Here is a 19,205-nt window from a genome sequence, read left to right as displayed (position 1 = left end):
AAACGGCCCGTTCCGCAATCCGGCGCATCAAATCGGCGACAAATTTGAACTGCCTCTTGCACACCGCGTCGCCATCCCTATAACCCACGACAATTTGCAGATATAGGGGGCACTGCCATGCCAAAGCGTACCGACATCCAGTCGATCATGATCATCGGCGCGGGCCCCATTATTATCGGACAGGCATGCGAGTTTGACTACTCCGGCGCCCAGGCCTGCAAGGCCCTGCGCGAAGAGGGTTACCGCGTCATTCTGGTCAACTCCAACCCCGCCACAATCATGACCGATCCGGGGCTGGCGGATGCGACCTATATCGAACCGATCACCCCCGAAGTTGTCGCCAAAATCATCGAAAAAGAACGCCCTGACGCGCTCTTACCGACGATGGGCGGACAGACCGGCCTGAACACCTCGCTGGCGCTGGCCGACATGGGCGTGCTGGAAAAATTCGGGGTCGAGATGATCGGCGCGAAACGCGAAGCCATTGAAATGGCCGAAGATCGCAAGCTGTTCCGCGAAGCCATGGACCGCCTCGGGATCGAAAACCCCAAGGCAACCATCATCACCGCTCCCGAGGTCAACGGCAAACGCGACATCAAGGCGGGCCTGCAACTGGCCATCGACGCCATCGAATACGTGGGCCTGCCCGCCATCATCCGCCCCGCCTTTACCTTGGGCGGCACTGGCGGCGGCGTGGCGTATAACCGCGAAGATTACGAATACTATTGCCGCACCGGGATGGAGGCGTCCCCCGTCGGCCAGATCCTTGTCGACGAGAGCCTGCTCGGCTGGAAAGAATTCGAGATGGAGGTCGTGCGCGACAAGGCCGATAACGCCATCATCGTCTGCGCCATCGAAAACGTCGATCCCATGGGCGTGCACACGGGCGATTCGATCACCGTCGCGCCCGCGCTGACGCTGACGGACAAAGAGTATCAAATCATGCGGACCCACAGCATCAACGTGCTGCGCGAAATCGGTGTCGAAACAGGCGGCTCCAACGTGCAATGGGCGGTCAACCCGTCAGACGGGCGCATGGTGGTCATCGAAATGAACCCCCGCGTGTCGCGGTCTTCGGCGCTCGCATCCAAGGCCACGGGTTTCCCGATCGCCAAGATCGCCGCCAAACTGGCGGTCGGCTATACGCTCGACGAACTCGACAACGACATCACCGGCGTGACCCCTGCCTCGTTCGAACCCACAATCGACTATGTCGTCACCAAGATCCCGCGTTTTGCCTTTGAGAAATTCGCAGGTTCCGAACCGCACCTGACAACGGCGATGAAATCCGTGGGCGAGGCGATGGCCATCGGCCGCACCTTCCACGAGAGCATGCAAAAAGCACTGGCCTCGATGGAAACCGGCCTGACGGGCTTTGACGAAATCGACATCCCCGGCGCACCGGATGCCGCAGCCATCACCAAAGCGCTGGCCAAACAAACCCCCGACCGCATCCGCGTGATCGCCCAGGCCATGCGCCACGGTCTGTCTGACGACGATATCCACGCCGTCACCAAATTCGACCCGTGGTTCCTTGCGCGCATCCGCGAAATCATGGACGCCGAGGCCGACATCCGCAAAAACGGCCTGCCCGTCACCGAAGACGGCCTGCGCGCGGTCAAGATGCTCGGCTTCACCGATGCCCGCCTTGGCAAGCTGACCGGCCGCACCGAGGATCAGGTCCGCCGCGCGCGCCGTAACCTTGGCGTTAACGCGGTCTTCAAACGCATCGACACTTGTGCCGCCGAATTCGAGGCGCAAACGCCCTATATGTATTCGACCTACGAAAGCCCCGTCATGGGTGAGGCCGAATGCGAGGCCCGCCCCTCGGACCGCAAGAAAGTGGTCATCCTGGGCGGTGGCCCCAACCGCATCGGGCAGGGGATCGAGTTCGATTACTGCTGCTGTCACGCCTGTTTCGCCCTGACCGATCAGGGCTATGAAACGATCATGATCAACTGCAACCCCGAAACGGTGTCCACCGATTACGACACCTCGGACCGTCTTTATTTTGAACCACTGACATTCGAACACGTCATGGAAATCCTGCGCGTTGAACAGGACAACGGCACGCTGCACGGGGTGATCGTGCAATTCGGCGGGCAGACGCCCCTGAAACTGGCCAACGCACTCAATGACGCGGGCATCCCGATCCTCGGAACCACGCCCGACAGTATTGATCTTGCCGAAGACCGCGAGCGTTTCCAACAGCTTGTGCAAAAGCTCGGCCTGCGCCAGCCGCACAACGGCATCGCCTCAACCGACGAAGAGGCGCTCGCCATCGCCGAAGGCATCGGCTTCCCTCTCGTGATCCGCCCCTCCTTCGTGCTGGGTGGCCGCGCGATGGAAATCGTCCGCGATATGGACCACCTGCGCCGCTACATCTCTGACGCCGTCGTGGTTTCGGGCGACAGCCCCGTCCTGCTCGACAGCTACCTTTCGGGCGCTGTCGAAGTTGACGTCGACTGCCTCTCTGACGGCACCGCGACCCATGTCGCGGGCATCATGCAGCACATCGAAGAGGCGGGCGTCCATTCGGGTGACAGCGCCTGTTCGCTGCCGCCCTACTCGCTCTCGGACGCGATGATCACGGAAATCCGTGACCAGACCGAAAAGCTCGCCAAGGCGCTCAACGTCGTGGGCCTGATGAACATCCAGTTCGCGATCAAAGACGAAACCGTCTACCTGATCGAGGTGAACCCCCGTGCATCGCGCACAGTGCCATTCGTGGCCAAAGCGACCGACAGCGCCATCGCCTCAATCGCGGCACGGCTGATGGCGGGTGAGCCGCTGTCAAACTTCCCGCTGCGCGCGCCCTACCCCGCGTCCGAGAACCCGATGGACGTGCTGCCCATGGGCGACGCCTTCACGCTCGCCGATCCGCACACCCCGTGGTTCAGCGTGAAAGAGGCTGTCCTACCCTTCGCCCGCTTCCCCGGCGTCGATACGATCCTCGGGCCGGAAATGCGCTCGACCGGTGAGGTCATGGGCTGGGACCGCTCCTTCCCGCGCGCCTTCCTCAAGGCGCAGATGGGTGCCGGCACCAACCTGCCCACGGAAGGTACCGTCTTCATCTCGATCAAGGATATGGACAAAACGGCGGATATGATCGAAGCCGGAAAAATCCTCCTGCAACTTGGGTTCAACATCGTAGCGACTCGTGGCACGGCCGCATGGCTGAGTGAAAACCAGATTGATTGCGAAATCGTCAACAAGGTCTACGAAGGCGGGCTGACCATCGTCGACCGCCTCAAGGACGGGCACATCGCACTGGTCTTCAACACCACCGAAGGCGCGCAGGCGGTCGAAGACAGCCGCGAAATCCGCGCCGTCGCCCTCTACGACAAAATCCCCTACTTCACGACAGCCGCCGCGTCACATGCCGCCACGCTGGCAATGCAGGCACGGGAAGAGGGTGATGTTGGGGTGCGAAGCTTGCAGGGATAATTCCCGACGCGAAACAAAGGGCAGCGCCCGGACCTCGGGGAGAAGCGAAGCGCCCTCCCCATGGGGGAGGTCCGGGCGCTGCCCGGCAAGGCCGGGCGGGAAAGCCGATCTGACTTGCCTCAGCATCAATTCAACGATGGTTTAGCGGCCGCAACTGCAATCGCCCCTCACTTCCCCATCTCCTTCAAAAGCCGCGCCCGCCGCTCTTCCAGATCCGCTTCCAACTTTTGCAAGCCGCCCCAGCCGGGCCGTTCCATAAGTGTCTTGTCCAGCCGCTCGGGGTGCAGCACGTAGTCCGTGGTGTCCGGTCCGTCGATAATCGCGGCCAGCCGGTAGTGCATATAGGCCCGCAGCACGCGGTTGATGCGCGGCTGATACCCCGGCCCCATCGCCTTGAAGAACTTTACCACATCCGCGTCCAACCGGATTGTCGCCCGCACGCGCTTGGGGTCGCGACGGTCCTTGTCCTGCCAGATCTCGTCCCACTCGCGGGGCAGGCAGCGCAGTTTCAGCGCCACCGAATGCAGATCATATTCTATCATCCGCAGCGCATCGGTGGCATAGCTCCAATGGATGCGCTGCGTCTTGGTCATGTCTTTGGGGTCGGTCATGGGCCTGTCCTCCGCTGGCCTTCAAAATGCCGGTAAAAGGTAAACAGCGGGATGCCCAAGCGTGCGCACAGGATGTGTACAGCCTGTGCACGCATTGTGTACGCAGCGTTCCGGTAGACTTTATCCCCCCACCCACCCTAGTCTGTCGGCAACAATCCAAGAGGCCAGAATGCACAACGTCGCCATCACAGGAACAGGGGTTTTCACCCCCTCACAGGTTATTACCAATGATGAATTGGTCGCCGCGTTCAACGACTACGCGGACCTCTGGAACGCCGAGCATGCAGATGCCATCGCCGCCGGCGAAGTCGAGGCCAAACCCCATTCCTCCAGCGATTTCATTGTTGCAGCCTCCGGCATCGAGCGCCGCTATGTTCTTGATAAGGCAGGCGTTCTTGACCCCACCCGCATGTTCCCCAAGCTTGAAAAACGCCCCGATGACGCCCCCGGCTATATGGCCGAGATCGGCGTGGATGCCGCGCAAAAGGCGCTGTCCGAGGCGGGCGTTGATGCTGCCGATGTCGATCTGGTGATCTGCGCTGCCTCGAATATGGAACGCGCCTACCCCGCAATTGCTGTTGAAATTCAACAGCTTCTGGGTGCGGGCGGCTTCGCCTTCGATATGAATGTCGCCTGTTCCAGCGCCACTTTCGGCATCCAGACCGCCGCTGATATGATCCGCGCAGGCTCCATTCGCCGCGCGCTGGTGATCAATCCCGAGATCTGCTCGGCCCACCTCGAATGGCGCGACCGCGACTGCCATTTCATCTTTGGCGATGTGGCCACAGCGACGCTTCTGGAACGCGACGAAGACCTCGAAGGCCAGCATTTCAAAGTTCTCTCCACCCGTTGCGCCACCCAGTTCAGCAATAATATCCGCAACAATAACGGCTACTTACGCCGGACACAGGATGCCATGGAAGACAGCCGTGATATGCAGTTCATGCAAAACGGCCGCAAGGTTTTCAAAGAGGTCCTCCCGCTGGTGAGCGCCCATATTGCGGATCACATGGCCGAAGAAAACATAGCCCCCGAAGACCTGCGTCGGCTCTGGCTACATCAGGCCAACAAGACCATGAACGACTATATCGGCAAAAAGGTTCTGGGACGCGCCCCGACGCCAGATGAACAACCCAACATCCTGCAAGACTATGCCAATACATCCTCGGCCGGGTCCATCATCGCGTTTTCCAAACACTCCAGCGACCTGGCAACTGGCGATAAAGGTTTGATCTGTTCCTTCGGTGCAGGCTATTCTGTGGGATCTGTCATCGTTGAGCGCGCATAGAACCAGGATCGCCCCATGAAGCTGCTTATCACCATCTTACTGCTGCTTACTCTCGCCGCCTGTGGTGTACCGTTTGTTCCGCTGATCTAGCCGGCCGCGTCCAATGCGGTGATCTCCGTCACGACGTCTCTTCCAGATGCAGCTTCATATCCAGCAACACCTGCTGGAGCGCTGTCGTTTCCCGCAGCATCCGCTTGGCCTCGTTAATGGTAATGACCCCGTCCGCAATGGACTGGTTATACTCTGCCATCAGCATGGCAAAACGCTGGCTCAGCTTGATAACATCGGTGTTGATTTCACCCGTGCTATTGGCGCGATCTGTGTCGTAGGACAGGGTGACACCCTTCAGTTCGGCCAGCGCTGATGTGACGTGCGGATAGGCCGCCGCCGCTTCGAGAGCGGCCACAGCATCGACCGGCATGAAACGATCCGCGTGCTCACTACTATCCGAATAGTAGCGCCCCAATGTCGCTTTGGATTTCCCTGTCAGCGCGCAGGCAGCTTCGATACCGACATCTTTGACCAGGGCCTCGGTATGTTTCTTCAAATAGCCGCCATAACCCGCCATAGGTGTACTCCGTCATCGTGCTGCTGCCTCTTGCGGCAGGGGAAAATCATTTCGCTATTCCCATACAACGCCAATGCCCCGTGTGACAGAAATAATTCAGTCTCGTGTTTTGGGGCTGGTTAAAGAGTTGTCGCGCTGAGCGGTGCGATATGTTTGGACCGCGGTCCGTTATTCTTGGGGGTCATTTACTTCCAAAGCTCAACTGACGCCAATTTGCGTTGCGTATCGGTCTTGCCAAGTTGGCAAGACCGGCGCTAATCACTTTTCATGGCAAAGCTCTATTTTAACTACTCCACCATGAATGCGGGCAAATCGACCGTGCTCTTGCAGGCGTCGCACAACTACATCGAACGTGGGATGCAAACCTACCTGCTGATCGCGCGCTTTGATGACCGTGCAGGCGTTGGCCGCATCGGAAGCAGGATCGGCATCGGCGCGGATGCCGACACCTTTAGCGCCGACGACGACCTCTTCGAGATGATCGCTGCCCGCCTGAACGAAGGCCCCTGCGCTTGTGTGTTCCTCGACGAAGCTCATTTCATGACGCCCGCCCATGTCTGGCAACTGGCGCGCGTGGTGGATGATCTGAATGTACCCGTCATGACTTACGGCCTGCGCGTCGATTTCCGTGGCCGCCTGTTTCCCGCCTCTGCATCCCTGCTGGCGCTGGCCGATGAAATGCGCGAGGTCCGGACCATCTGTCATTGCGGCAAGAAGGCCACGATGGTGGTCCGCCGTGACGAGAACGGCAATGTGCTGGCAGCAGGCGATCAGATCGTCGTGGGCGGGAATGAACGCTATGTCTCGCTCTGCCGCCGTCACTGGCGCGAGGAAATGGGCGACTACGCCGATCCGAATATCGTCTAGCGCTATCATCTTGCCCGAAATACTCCCGCCGGAGGCTCCGATGCGCTAGTAAAAACTCTGCGGGTCGATATCGATCGCCATGCGCAGATTTGCAGGCAGACGGAACTGCCCCGCCCATTTGGCAAGCGCCTGCTGTAGCGGCGCGGATTTTTCTGCCTTCACCAGCAGCCGCACCCGATGCCGCCCGCGCACCCGTGCAATGGGTGCCGGTGCCGGCCCAAAGACCTGCGCCCCGATCTGGCGCAACGGCCCATCCATGCGCGCCATTTCCGCGCCCAGATCAAAGACCTCCTGCACATTCGGGCTGCTCAGGATGATCCCCGCCATCCGACCATAAGGCGGCACGCCTGCGGCTTTGCGCTCTGCCGCCTCAGCGGCCCAGAAGCTTTCCTCATCGCCCGCCAGAATAGACCGGATCACTGCATGTTCCGGCTGATAGGTCTGCAAGAGTGCCTCGCCGGGGGTCTCCGCCCGCCCTGCACGGCCCGCAACCTGCCGCATCAGTTGAAAGGTCCGTTCAGCCGCGCGCAGGTCCGATCCTTGCAGGCCAAGGTCGGCATCAATCACACCGACCAGCGTAAGCAACGGAAAGTTATGGCCTTTGGCCACCAGTTGCGTGCCAATGACAATATCCGTGCCACCTTCGGCAATCTCTTCGATATGCGCCTTCATCGCGCGGGCCGAGCCGTAAAGATCAGAAGACAGCACAGCAACACGCGCGTCAGGGAAAAGTGCTGTGACCTCCTCGCCCATACGCTCCACGCCGGGACCAACAGCACTGAGCCGGTCTTCGGCATCACAGCTTGGGCATTTGGTAGGCAAAGGTTTTGTTTCGCCGCACTGATGGCACATCAACCGCTTGAGAAACCGGTGCTCGACCATCCGCGCATCGCAATGATCACAGCCAATCTGGTGCCCACAGGCCCGACAGAGCGTGATCGGCGCATAGCCGCGCCGATTAAGAAAAATCAGCGATTGCTCGCCCTTCTCAAGCCGCTTCCGCATCGCGTCCCGTAGGGTGGGTGAAACCCACGTCCCCGCGGGCATATCCTCAACCCGCATGTCAATCGCCGCCATCTTCGGCATCACCGCCGCCCCAAAACGCGATGTCAGTTCCAACCGCGTGTATTTGCCTGCCTCGACATTCGCCCAGCTCTCAAGGCTGGGTGTGGCCGAGGCCAAGACCACCTGCGCCCCATTGATTGCCGCGCGCAGAACCGCCATATCGCGGGCGTTATACAGCACGCCGTCCTCTTGTTTGTAGGAGGTGTCATGTTCTTCGTCGACAACGATCAGCCCAAGATTCTGATAGGGCAGAAACAGCGCCGAGCGTGCGCCAACCACTAGTTGCGCATCCCCCTGCCCTACCATGCGCCAGCAGCGGCGGCGTTCTGTCATGGTGACGCCAGAATGCCATTCAGCCGGCCTCATCCCGAACCGCGCCTCGACACGGTTGATGAATTCGCCCGACAGCGCGATTTCCGGCAACAGCACAAGCGCCTGACGGCCCATGCGCAGACATTCGGCGACCGCCTCAAGATAGACTTCGGTCTTGCCTGATCCGGTGACCCCTTTCAGCAAGGTGGTGCCGTAAGTATCACTGCGCAACGCGGCGCGCAGCGTTTCGGCACCTGCTGCCTGATCCGCGCTCAACGCCTTGCCGCCATAGTCGGGATCAAGCTGCGGATAGGGCACATCACGCGGGGCCTCCTCCTCGGATACCGCGCCCAGTTTGACCAGCCCTTTGACAACGGACGTGCCCACCCCCGCCATCTCGGCCACTTCGCCCAAGGTAAACGACAGCCCGCCATAGTCGCGCAAGACGCCCAGCACCTTTTCACGCGCATCGGTCATACGGGCGGGTGTCTGATCGCCCAAACGGTAGATTTTGCGCATCGACTGCGCCTCTCCAAGGCCCGGTGCGCGGGTCGCAAGGCGCAGCATCGCGGTCATTGGCGTCAGGGTATATTCGGCAGCGCGCGTCAGGAAAACGCGCATCTCCTCGCGCATCGGGGCCACATCCAGCACGCGGATGACCGACCGGATTTTGGCGCGGTCATAGTCGCCCTTGCCCGCACCCCACACGACACCCAGCACCTTGCGCGGGCCCAGGGGCACCTCGACAAAGGCACCAAGGTGGCATCCGCCCTCAGGTGCTTTGTAGTCAAGCAGGCGATCAAGCGGTTGCGCTGTCAAAACACCAACAAGATCACCTTCGTGGAAAAAGCTATCGGTCATATCCGCCTTTGAGGGTTTCCGCCGCCTTGCAGATCAGGTAAATGCTGCATCATCAAACACCAACCCCGCTTTGGAGTGAACAGATGAAGTTTTTCGTAGATACCGCCGAGATCGACCAGATTAAAGAACTCAATGACCTCGGGATGGTTGACGGGGTCACGACGAACCCCTCGCTGATCGCCAAATCGGGCCGTGACATTCTGGAAGTCACGAAAGAGATTTGTTCCATCGTGTCCGGCCCCGTCTCTGCCGAGGTTGTGGCGCTGGACGCCGACACCATGCTGGCAGAGGGCCGCAAGCTGGCCAAGATCGCTGACAATATTGCAGTCAAAGTACCGCTGACATGGGCGGGTCTGAAAACCTGCAAGACGCTGTCGGACGACGGGATCATGGTCAACGTCACGCTGTGTTTCTCCGCGAACCAGGCGCTTTTGGCGGCCAAGGCGGGTGCGACTTTCATCAGCCCCTTCATCGGACGGCTGGATGATCTGAACATGGACGGTCTGGAACTGATCGAGGATATCCGCACGATCTATGACAACTACGGGTTTGACACGAATATCCTTGCCGCCTCGATCCGGTCCGCCAACCACATGAGCGAATGTGCCAAAATCGGTGCGGATGTCGCGACGGCACCGCCAAATGTGATCAAGGCAATGGCAAACCATGTCCTGACGGACAAAGGTCTGGACGGGTTCATGGCGGATGTCGCCAAGGCCGGTATCAAAATTCTCTAAAGACAAGTCAGGTAAGGTGGATCTTGATCCACCTTACCTTCAGCAAACTAGGGCAAAAGTGCCACGCCCTTTGACTTGTCCGCAAAAACCCTGCGACAAGCCCCCCAACCCTCTGCTAGTTTATCAAAAAACAAAGCAGAGCAGGCTCATGAATAAAACACTGATGGCCGATGACCTTCGCGAGAAGATCATCGCAAACCCCGATGTTCTTTTGGACGATGTGGACGTGATGCGCGCCCTCGTGGGGGCGAAGGCAGACCAGAATGCCGGCAATATCGTCGATCTCCGGTCGGTCGCCATGGAACGGCTCGAGGCGCGGTTCGACCGCCTTGAAGACACCCACCGCAGTGTTATTGCGGCCGCCTATGACAATCTTGCAGGCACCAATCAAATCCACCGCGCGATCCTGCGGATGCTGGATGCAAGCACCTTTGAACGCTTCCTCGCGGATCTTTCCGGAGAGGTCGCGGATATCCTGCGCGTTGATGCGGTCCGCCTTGTGCTGGAAAGCAACCTGCAAGACACGCAACGCGCCACAGGCGACGCTATAGCAATCATGCCCGAGGGTTATGTGGACGGATATATCACCCTAGGTCGCAACATGCCTGCCCGCCAGATCACCCTGCGTGAATTCCACAAAGTCGGCGGCAGCCTTTATGGTGCGCGCGCAGAATACATCAAATCCGAGGCCTGCCTGAAGGTTGACCTCGGCCCCGATCGCCTTCCCGCCATGCTGGTCATGGGCAGTGAAGACCCGCAGCAATTCACACCGCAACAGGGCACCGACCTACTGACCTTCTTTGTTGGAGTCTTTGAACGGGTCGTCCGCCGTTGGCTGGCCTGATGCGATGATCGCGCCTGCGCTCTCAGACGCCTTGGGCGCGTGGCTCGCAGGCCAGCGTGCGCTGGCCGGGGCCGCCGAGAATACATTGAAGGCGTATCAAACCGATGTGCTCGGGTTTCTGGCGTTCATGACCGCGCATAATGGTGGCAGCCAGGGTCTTGCTCCCATCGCCCGCGTCACGATCCGCGACATGCGCGCATGGATGGCCCATGAGCGTGCCCGTGGTGTCGGCGCGCGCTCTTTGGCGCGGTCCTTGTCGGCGGTGAAATCCTTCTACCGCTGGCTCGCAGAGCGCGAAGGGTTCGAGCCCACAGCCGTCCTGGCCACCCGCGCCCCGAAATTCCAGCGCAAACTGCCGCGCCCGCTTGAAATAGACGCCGCCTCGGAGATGATCGAGACGGTTGAACTGCAATCGAACGATCCTTGGATTGCCGCGCGGGATGCTGCGGTTGTGACACTCCTTTACGGCTGTGGCCTGCGAATTTCCGAGGCCCTGGGCCTTACGGGCCGCGACGTGCCCTTGCCTGATGTGTTGCGGATCGTCGGCAAAGGGAACAAGGAACGGATCGTCCCCGTGATTGCCCCTGCGCGTGATGCAGTGGACGCCTACCTGCGCCTGTGCCCCTATCCCGTCGCCGACGACGCCCCGATATTTCGCGCCACCCGTGGCGGCGTCCTGTCACCACGCGCGATCCAGAAGGTGATGGAAAAGGCCCGCCTGCAACTGGGCCTGCCTGCCACCGCAACACCCCATGCGATGCGCCACTCATTTGCCACCCATCTTCTGGCCGCAGGCGGCGATTTGCGCACCATTCAGGAGCTGTTGGGCCATGCCTCTCTTTCAACCACACAGGCCTATACGGCAGTCGATGCGGCACACTTGATGTCTGTTTATGAAAAGGCACATCCAAAAGCCTGAGAATTGGTTGCCCCTCCACTTGTTTTCCCCCATGACGGTTTCATGACACTTCGCGCAAAAGCTCTTCTCGTTCACCTCCTCACTGCAACCGGTGCCGTTTTTGCCATGCTGGCCATGCTAGCCGCAGTCGAAGAACAATGGAGCCTGATGTTCCTTTGGCTCGTGGTTGCGTTCTTTGTCGATGGCATTGATGGGCCGCTGGCGCGCAAATATGACGTCAAAACCAACGCGCCCGCCTTTGATGGTGTGCTGCTCGATCTGATCATTGATTATCTGACCTACGTCTTTGTACCCGCCTATGCGCTTTTCAAATCCGGCCTTTTGCCCGGTTGGACGGGGTGGTTCGCGATTATCATCATCACCTTTGCGTCCGCCATGTATTTTGCTGATACACGCATGAAAACTAAAGATAATTCATTCTCCGGCTTTCCCGGATGCTGGAATATGCTGGTGCTGGTGATCTTTGCTTTGCAGCCCAATTTCTGGGTGTCCCTTGTACTGGTCGGCAGCCTTGCCATCACCATGTTTGCGCCGCTGAAATTCGTCCATCCGGTCCGGACCGAGCGTTGGCGGGTGGTTACCTTGCCGATGGCCTTGGGGTGGACGTTCTTTGCAGGCTGGGCCGCTTGGGTGGATTTCCATCCCAACAGCTGGGCGCATTGGGGCTTGGTCCTGACTTCGGTCTACCTGCTTTTTGCAGGGGTTGCCCAGCAGGTCATTCCGGCCCGCGAAACCGCCTAAATCAACAAACCGGCTGCACCTTCAAGCCGCAGCAAGGCGACCTTCGCCTCAATCCCGCCAGCACCGGAATATCCGCCCAAACCATCCGCCGCCAAGACCCGGTGACACGGAATAATGATCGCGATCGGATTGGCCCCGCAGGCCTGCCCGATGGCTTGCGCGGAAACATCAAGCTCTTTGGCCAGATCGCCGTAGGTGCGGGTTTCGCCATAGGGGATGGCGCAGAGTGCCGCATAAAAGCGCTGTTGAAACGCACTGCCTCGCGGCGCCACCGGCGTGCGGAATTGCCGGAGCGTTCCTGCAAAGTAAGCCGAGAGTTCATCGGCCATCTGCTGGTGTAGCGGCCCTTCGGTCAGCGTACCCTCGCGCCCCCAATGCAATGCCGTCACGGCACCATCAACCGCATCTGCCCCCAACGCGCCCACAGGCGAATGAGCGCAAATCACGGCTTGAGTCCGCGCACCGCCATCATCGTGGCCGTGATCGTGGCGATCGTCTTTTCCTGCGTTCCGTCGATCGCGATGGCGCGGCCTTCGGTGAAGGTCAGCGTGCGGCCGGACTTGAGCACATTGCCCTCAAACCGGAATGACTGGCCCTTTGCGGGCGCCATGAAGCTGCATTTGAATTCCACGGTCAGCACTTCGCTTTCCGCGTCCATCAACGTCAGCGCGGCAAAGCCGCAGGCGCTATCCATGCCCGATGTGACCGTGCCTGCATGGATGAATCCGTGATGCTGGGAAAACGCCGGATTGAACGGCATTTGCAGGATCACGCGCCCTGGTGCCACATCCGCGACGGTGATCCCCATAGTCTGCATCGCACCCTGACGGTCGAAATCCGCCAGCATGCGTTCCACAGACTTGGGATCACCATATTCCATCAGCCGAGTGCTTCGTTACAGCGCCCGCAGACACCTGCGTGTGTATGGGTGCCGACATCGGGCAGGATTTTCCAGCAGCGCTGGCATTTCTCGCCTTCCGCACGGCCAAAGACCACCGCGACATTGGCCACTTCGTCCAGCGTGAACGCACCTTCTGGCGCGTTATCCGTTGAAACAACGATGCCTGATGTGATGCAGAGATCATCAAAGCTGACGGTCTCCAACAGCTTGGCGGTGTCGGCGTTGACATAGACAGTCGGTGCCGCCTCAAGCGAGGCGCCAATGACCTTTGCGGTACGCTCGACCTCCAACGCGCCGGTCACAACGCGGCGGACCTTACGCACCTCGGCCCATTTCGCAGCCAGCGCATCGTCGCGCCATTCGGCAGGGGTTTCGGCAAAGTCCTCAAGGTGGACCGAGCTGTCGTCCGCCCCGAACCGCTCCAGCCAGACCTCTTCCATCGTGAAGGTCAGCATCGGGGCTAACCATTTGGTCAGGCGGTGGAACAGGATATCGAGCACAGTGCGCGCAGCACGGCGACGGGTCGTGTCGCCGTCGCAGTAAAGCGCGTCCTTGCGGATATCAAAGTAGAAGGCCGAGAGTTCAACGGTGGCAAAGGTAAAGACAGCCTGGAACACGCCCTGGAAATCATAGCGCGCATAGCCTTCGCGCACTTGGGTATCCAGTTCCGCCAGACGGTGCAGAACCCAGCGTTCCAGCTCGGGCATCTCGGCAGGTGCGATCCGGTCACTTTCGGTGAAATCGGCCAGCGAGCCCAGCATATACCGCATGGTGTTGCGCAGGCGGCGATAGCTGTCGGCCACACCTTTGAGGATTTCATCCCCGATCCGCAGGTCGGCCGTATAGTCCGACTGCGCCACCCAGAGCCGCAGGATATCCGCGCCATATTGGTTGACCACCTGCTCGGGTGCGATGGTGTTGCCGATGGATTTGGACATCTTCATGCCCTTCTGATCCAGCGTAAACCCGTGGGTCAGAACCCCGCGATAAGGTGCATGGCCCATTGTGCCACAGGCCTGCAGCATGGATGAATGGAACCACCCGCGGTGCTGGTCTGTGCCTTCGAGGTAGAGATCGGCCATGCCGTCCTCGGACCCGTCGGCGCGATCGCGCAGGACGAAAGCGTGGGTCGAACCGCTGTCGAACCAGACGTCAAGGATATCGAACACCTGCACGTAGTCCTCGTGATTCACCGTGTTGCCCAGAAACCGCTCTTTCGCGCCCTCTTTGTACCAAGCATCTGCACCTTCAGTCTCGAAAGCGTCCAAGATCCGTGCGTTCACCTCTGGATCACGCAGCAGATAATCAGGGTCTGTGGGCTGCGTGTCCTTCTTGACGAAACAGGTCAGCGGCACACCCCATGCGCGCTGGCGCGACAGCACCCAGTCAGGGCGCGCTTCGATCATCGAATAAAGGCGGTTGCGGCCTGTTTTCGGGGTCCATGTCACCAATTCGTCGATAGACCGCAACGCGCGCTCGCGGATCGTCGTGCCGTAGTCGTCCTGACCGTCACCGACGGGTTTGTCGATGGCGGCAAACCACTGCGGGCGGTTCAGACGGATCACAGGCGCTTTGGAGCGCCAGCTATGCGCGTCCGAGATCGTGATGCGTTTACGCGCCAGCAGCGCGCCGACCTCGACCAGTTTGTCGATGACGACCTTGTTCGCACCACCGGGTTTTCCGTTGGGTTTCAGGATGCACTCGCCCGCAAAGAACGGCAGGTCATCGCGGTAAGAGCTGTCATCAAGGATGTTATAGGTCATCGGCAAGCCGTGCTTGACCCCGATGGCATAGTCATCGTCACCGTGGCTGGGGGCTGTGTGCACAAAGCCGGTACCGGCGTCACTCGTGACATGTTCGCCAGCAAGCAGGGGTACATCAAAGTCCCATTCACCGCACGCGCCTTCGGCGCCGCGCAGCGGGTGGGCGAGGGTCAGCGCCGCGAGTTCCTCAGTCGACACATCGCGGACGCGGCGGATCATCTCGTCACCGACCAAACGACCAGCAGCAAAAACCTCTTCAGCGAGCGCGTCGGCCACGAGGATTTTCTCTCCGATAGTCGCCCAGCATTCCTCGGGACGGCCGATGACTTCATAGAGGCCATAGGCGATGTTGGGGCCAAAACAGACCGCGCGGTTCTGCGGGATGGTCCAAGGCGTTGTCGTCCAGATCAGGACTGTCGCGTTCTTGAGATCGGTTGCGATATCGAACAGAGCGTCGTCAAAATCAGTGGCTTCGTCGAGCAGCGCCAGTTCCTCACCCGCAGGGGCCACAGGAAACCGCACCCAGATCGCATCGGTCTGGCGGTCGTGGTATTCAACCTCGGCCTCGGCCAGCGCGGTTTTCTCAACCGGCGACCACATCACGGGCTTGGAGCCCTGATAGAGCGTGCCGTTCATCAGGAACTTCTGGAATTCCTCGGCGATCACGCGTTCGGCGTGGAAATTCATCGTCAGATACGGATCGGCCCAGTTGCCGGTGATGCCCAGACGCTTGAATTCCTCGCGCTGGATATCCACCCAGCCTTCGGCGAACTTGCGGCATTCCTGACGGAAATCGACGACGTTCACGTCATCCTTGTCACGGCCCTTGGCGCGGTATTGCTCCTCGATCTTCCATTCGATCGGCAGACCGTGGCAATCCCAACCGGGCACATAGCGGGCATCGCGGCCCATCATCTGCTGGCTGCGCACGACCATATCCTTGAGGATCTTGTTCAGCGCGTGGCCGATATGCAGATGCCCGTTGGCATAGGGTGGGCCATCGTGGAGGGTGAAAGGTTTGCGTCCTTCGGCCTTTTCGCGCAGGCGGTCATAGACGCCGATCTGCGCCCAGCGTTCCAACCACTCGGGCTCGCGCTTGGGCAATCCGGCGCGCATGGGAAAATCGGTGCGGGGCAGGTTCAGGGTTTGTTTATAGTCGGGTGTTTCGGCGCACATGGGTGGCGTCCTTTAGCAGTCATATGGATTTATCACGTTGGATCGGTGCGCGCACGCTGACACCTTTTCCCGGCAGGCGTGAAAGGTTTCAGGCCGCCGGGCAAATAATGCTTATGATCATCTGCCGCAACATGTGTGCGCTTATAGGCCTAGCGTTCAAAAGGGTAAAGCACGACTTGGCACGGATCAGCGGCAGAACGACCCGCTGCGATAGCGTGCGGTGTCAAAATGAAAGTGATCGCGGTGGAAGCGGTTCGCCTCGGGGCCAAGCACTGTCCCAAATGGTCCGCACGCCGCCCGCCACATTGCGCGCAATTGCGCCCCATGATCAGCCGAGTTCCAATCTGTCAGCAGCGTCATCTCGCTGCCATCGCGCAACTGGATGCCTGCAATATCAATCGCCCGTCCAAAAGCATGTTCCGAAAGGCGCCCACCAGGTTGGTTGTTCCGCGTCCGGCAGGCATAGTGTGACACAACGCGCAAAGAGGACACGCCACCACCCTCGCCGCCCACTGCAGGCAGAACGCCACGTTCGACCCACGTATTCAGCGCACGCGCTGTGCGGCAATCAATCGTCGGCTGCGGCCTGAGAGAGACACCGGCAACAGAGCGTAGTTTCACCGCATCCGTCACCCCGCAGGCCCCTGCCCCGTTGATCGTGCCGACAACTGTGCCTTGGATCGCGGGATTGCCACAGACCTGTCCGCGCGCGCGCGCAAGACGCCGCTCTTCCGCGGCGGCTTCGATGGAGGCGGGGCGCACCGCAGGGCGCAAAGACAGCGCGATGGCATTCGGACTAAAGGCGAAAAGGTTGCGCTCGGCGCGGAACACTGGTCGCGTCTGCGCGCCATATTCGAGAAGCGGGCGCGCAACGGGGCGCGCAACTGGCCTGACGGTATTTTCAGGCAGCGTTTCTGAAACAGGGCGTGCCACAGGGCGAACGATATCCTGCGCAATCACTGGGCCAGACAGGACCATGGCGATACAGAGGATCGCCCAACGCTTCACTCTTTGCGCACTTTCACGCGGCCAAAATCAGGTGCGTCGGTATCCTGGCCTGCCTCGATAATGCCGCGCCGGATCGCGCGGGTGCGGGTAAAGTAATCATGCAAATGATCCCCGTCCCCTTGGCGGATGGCGCGTTGCAAGGCAAAGAGCTCTTCCGTGAAACGTCCCAGAATTTCCAGTGTCGCTTCTTTGTTGTTCAGGAAAACATCGCGCCACATCACAGGATCCGAGGCCGCGATACGGGTGAAATCGCGAAAACCGGCAGCAGAGTATTTGATGACTTCGCTATCGGTGACACGGCGCAGATCGTCGGCGACACCAACCATCGTGTAGGCAATCAGGTGCGGCGTGTGGCTGGTCACCGCCAGCACCAGATCGTGGTGCTCGGCGTCCATTTCATCAATCAATGCGCCCATGCCGCGCCACAGGTCAATCAGCCGGTCAACGGCGGCACGCTCGGACCCCTCAATAGGAACAATGATGCAGAAACGGTTGTCAAAAAGCTCTGCAAAGCCAGAGCGCGGACCCGAATGTTCGGTGCCTGCCAGCGGGTGCGCGGGAACAAAATGTACGCCCTCGGGGATATGCGGACCCACGGCCTCGATCACCGTGCTTTTGACGGAACCGACATCACTGACCGTGGCACCTTGTTTCAGGACCGGAGCGATTTCCTGCGCGACGCTTTCCATGGCGCCGACCGGCACGCAGAGCACCACAAGGTCTGCGTCCTTGGCGGCCTCTGCTGCCGTGTCATAGACATGATCGCAAAGCCCGATCTCGCGCGCCGTATCGCGTGTTGCATCAGACCGTGCATACCCCACGATCTCACCGGCCAGACCTGCACGACGCATGGCGTGGCACATGGAGGAGGCAATCAGGCCAAGCCCGATCAGCGCAACGCGGTCGTATACCTTGGCCATCACTTGGCCCCTTTGAACTGCGCGACCGCATGGGCGACGCGGCGACAGGCGCTTTCATCACCGATCGTAATCCGCAGGCAGTGCGGCAGGCCGTAGCCCGCAACACGGCGCACAATGATCCCATTTGCACGCAGATGCGCGTCGCAGGCTGTCGCCTCGGCCTCATCGGCAAACCGCGCAAGGATGAAGTTGGCAGTAGAAGTATCAGATGGCACGCCCAGTTCGGCCAGAGCATTCGCCAGCCAATCACGCCATTTGGCGTTCTCGATACGGCACTTTTCGGTATGCGCGGTATCGCGCACCGCTGCTTCCGCTGCAGCGAGTGCAGCTGAAGAAAGATTGAAAGGCCCTCTGATGCGGTTGAGCACATCAATGATCGGCTGAGGGCCATAGCCCCAACCCACACGCATGCCGCCGAGGCCGTAGATTTTCGAAAACGTGCGCGACATGAAGACATTCTCGCGGGCTTCGACCAAGGCTTTGCCTGCATCGAACCCGTCGACAAATTCCGCATATGCGCCGTCCAGCACCAAAAGCGCTTGCGGCGGAAGACCCTCGGCCAGACGTGCCACCTCGGCGCTGCCGATCATTGTGCCCGTGGGGTTGGCCGGATTGGCAATAAAGACCAGTTTCGTCTTGTCCGTGCAGGCCGCAAGGATCGCATCCACATCAACGACGCGCTCGTTCTCGGGCACCACGACGGGTGTCGCACCGCAGGCGTGGGCATAGATCGGATACATGGAGAAGCCGTGTTCGGTAAAGACAACCTCATCACCGGGGCCGGCATAGGCCTCGGCCAGAAGTTTCAGGACATCGCCAGAACCAACGCCACAGAAAACGCGTTCGGTATCGACATGCCAAACCTCTGCAATCGCTGCACGCAGTTTCGCGTGGTCTGTTGGCGGATAGCGGTGCAAATCATGGGTTGCCCGCACGATCGCCTCTTTGACGGCGTCGCTTGGACCTAAAGGATTTTCGTTTGACGACAGCTTGAGCACATTGCTGACGCCGTCCAGATGTGCATCGCCACCTTTGTAAAGTGCGATGTCCAGAATGCCCGGTTGGGGTTGAATGCCGTCCGCCATGAAAGTCCGTTCCCGTCTCGTTTCGCCCGTTCTATCGCCCCGCAGGATGCAAAGCCAGTGGATTGGTGGGCCTTGGAAATGAAAAGGCCGCC

16 protein-coding genes are annotated in these 19,205 nt (G+C 60.0%); 7 read left to right on the top strand and 9 right to left on the bottom strand.

The window, feature by feature from the left end:
- Positions 1–117 precede the first annotated feature (117 nt).
- A complete protein-coding gene (gene carB, locus C7964_RS04350) occupies positions 118–3,447 on the top strand; it encodes a carbamoyl-phosphate synthase large subunit (protein WP_110278393.1) in 3,330 nt (1,109 codons plus the stop codon).
- 167 nt (positions 3,448–3,614) lie between these two features.
- On the opposite strand, the gene C7964_RS04345 is transcribed toward carB, so the two are convergent.
- Positions 3,615–4,058, bottom strand: a complete 444-nt coding sequence (locus C7964_RS04345) for a BrnA antitoxin family protein (protein WP_181417099.1) — start codon at positions 4,056–4,058, stop codon at positions 3,615–3,617.
- Positions 4,059–4,227: 169 nt separating this feature from the next.
- Here C7964_RS04345 and C7964_RS04340 point away from each other — a divergent pair, with 169 nt between their 5' ends.
- Entirely contained in the window at positions 4,228–5,346 is a 1,119-nt protein-coding gene (locus C7964_RS04340) for a beta-ketoacyl-ACP synthase III (RefSeq protein WP_110278392.1), read from the top strand.
- A gap of 118 nt (positions 5,347–5,464) precedes the next feature.
- On the opposite strand, the gene C7964_RS04335 is transcribed toward C7964_RS04340, so the two are convergent.
- Entirely contained in the window at positions 5,465–5,914 is a 450-nt protein-coding gene (locus C7964_RS04335; protein WP_110278391.1) for a hypothetical protein, read from the bottom strand.
- A gap of 267 nt (positions 5,915–6,181) precedes the next feature.
- On the opposite strand from C7964_RS04335, the gene C7964_RS04330 reads away from it, so the two are divergent.
- On the top strand, positions 6,182–6,781 hold the full coding sequence (locus tag C7964_RS04330) for a thymidine kinase (protein WP_110278390.1): 600 nt from the start codon (positions 6,182–6,184) through the stop codon (positions 6,779–6,781).
- A 45-nt stretch (positions 6,782–6,826) separates the two neighbouring features.
- Here the strand turns inward: C7964_RS04330 and C7964_RS04325 are convergent, their stop codons facing one another.
- Positions 6,827–9,019 (bottom strand): primosomal protein N', encoded by a 2,193-nt coding sequence (locus tag C7964_RS04325; RefSeq protein ID WP_110278389.1) that lies wholly within the window; start codon positions 9,017–9,019, stop codon positions 6,827–6,829.
- 83 nt (positions 9,020–9,102) lie between these two features.
- Here C7964_RS04325 and fsa point away from each other — a divergent pair, with 83 nt between their 5' ends.
- From fsa to C7964_RS04305, 4 genes are all read left to right on the top strand, one after another.
- Positions 9,103–9,756: a fructose-6-phosphate aldolase gene (gene fsa / locus C7964_RS04320; RefSeq protein WP_110278573.1), complete on the top strand. Its 654-nt coding sequence runs from the start codon at positions 9,103–9,105 to the stop codon at positions 9,754–9,756.
- A 148-nt stretch (positions 9,757–9,904) separates the two neighbouring features.
- On the top strand, positions 9,905–10,600 hold the full coding sequence (locus C7964_RS04315) for a DUF484 family protein (protein WP_110278388.1): 696 nt from the start codon (positions 9,905–9,907) through the stop codon (positions 10,598–10,600).
- A gap of 4 nt (positions 10,601–10,604) precedes the next feature.
- Positions 10,605–11,519 (top strand): tyrosine recombinase XerC, encoded by a 915-nt coding sequence (locus tag C7964_RS04310; protein ID WP_110278572.1) that lies wholly within the window; start codon positions 10,605–10,607, stop codon positions 11,517–11,519.
- Positions 11,520–11,561: 42 nt separating this feature from the next.
- Positions 11,562–12,260 carry a CDP-alcohol phosphatidyltransferase family protein gene (locus C7964_RS04305; protein ID WP_110278387.1) on the top strand — a complete coding sequence of 233 codons (699 nt, stop codon included), beginning with the start codon at positions 11,562–11,564 and terminating at the stop codon, positions 12,258–12,260.
- Here C7964_RS04305 and C7964_RS04300 read toward each other — a convergent pair.
- The 6 genes from C7964_RS04300 to hisC form a co-directional block, all read right to left on the bottom strand.
- Positions 12,257–12,706, bottom strand: a complete 450-nt coding sequence (locus C7964_RS04300; protein WP_110278386.1) for a methylated-DNA--[protein]-cysteine S-methyltransferase — start codon at positions 12,704–12,706, stop codon at positions 12,257–12,259. The genes C7964_RS04305 and C7964_RS04300 overlap by 4 nt on opposite strands.
- Positions 12,703–13,140: a PaaI family thioesterase gene (locus C7964_RS04295; protein ID WP_110278385.1), complete on the bottom strand. Its 438-nt coding sequence runs from the start codon at positions 13,138–13,140 to the stop codon at positions 12,703–12,705. The genes C7964_RS04300 and C7964_RS04295 overlap by 4 nt, the downstream gene beginning before the upstream one ends.
- Positions 13,140–16,100, bottom strand: a complete 2,961-nt coding sequence (gene ileS, locus C7964_RS04290; RefSeq protein WP_110278384.1) for an isoleucine--tRNA ligase — start codon at positions 16,098–16,100, stop codon at positions 13,140–13,142. Before ileS ends, C7964_RS04295 begins: the two co-directional genes overlap by 1 nt.
- 186 nt (positions 16,101–16,286) lie before the next feature.
- Entirely contained in the window at positions 16,287–17,108 is an 822-nt protein-coding gene (locus C7964_RS04285; RefSeq protein WP_286163754.1) for an extensin-like domain-containing protein, read from the bottom strand.
- Entirely contained in the window at positions 17,105–18,028 is a 924-nt protein-coding gene (locus C7964_RS04280) for a prephenate/arogenate dehydrogenase family protein (RefSeq protein ID WP_110278382.1), read from the bottom strand. Before C7964_RS04280 ends, C7964_RS04285 begins: the two co-directional genes overlap by 4 nt.
- Positions 18,028–19,113 carry a histidinol-phosphate transaminase gene (gene hisC, locus C7964_RS04275; RefSeq protein ID WP_110278381.1) on the bottom strand — a complete coding sequence of 362 codons (1,086 nt, stop codon included), beginning with the start codon at positions 19,111–19,113 and terminating at the stop codon, positions 18,028–18,030. The genes C7964_RS04280 and hisC overlap by 1 nt, the downstream gene beginning before the upstream one ends.
- Positions 19,114–19,205: the final 92 nt, after the last annotated feature.

The organism is Loktanella sp. PT4BL, assembly GCF_003201935.1.
Lineage (GTDB): Bacteria > Pseudomonadota > Alphaproteobacteria > Rhodobacterales > Rhodobacteraceae > Yoonia.
Note: the sequence above shows the minus strand (reverse complement) of the source record. Positions and strands in the feature narration are given on the sequence as shown.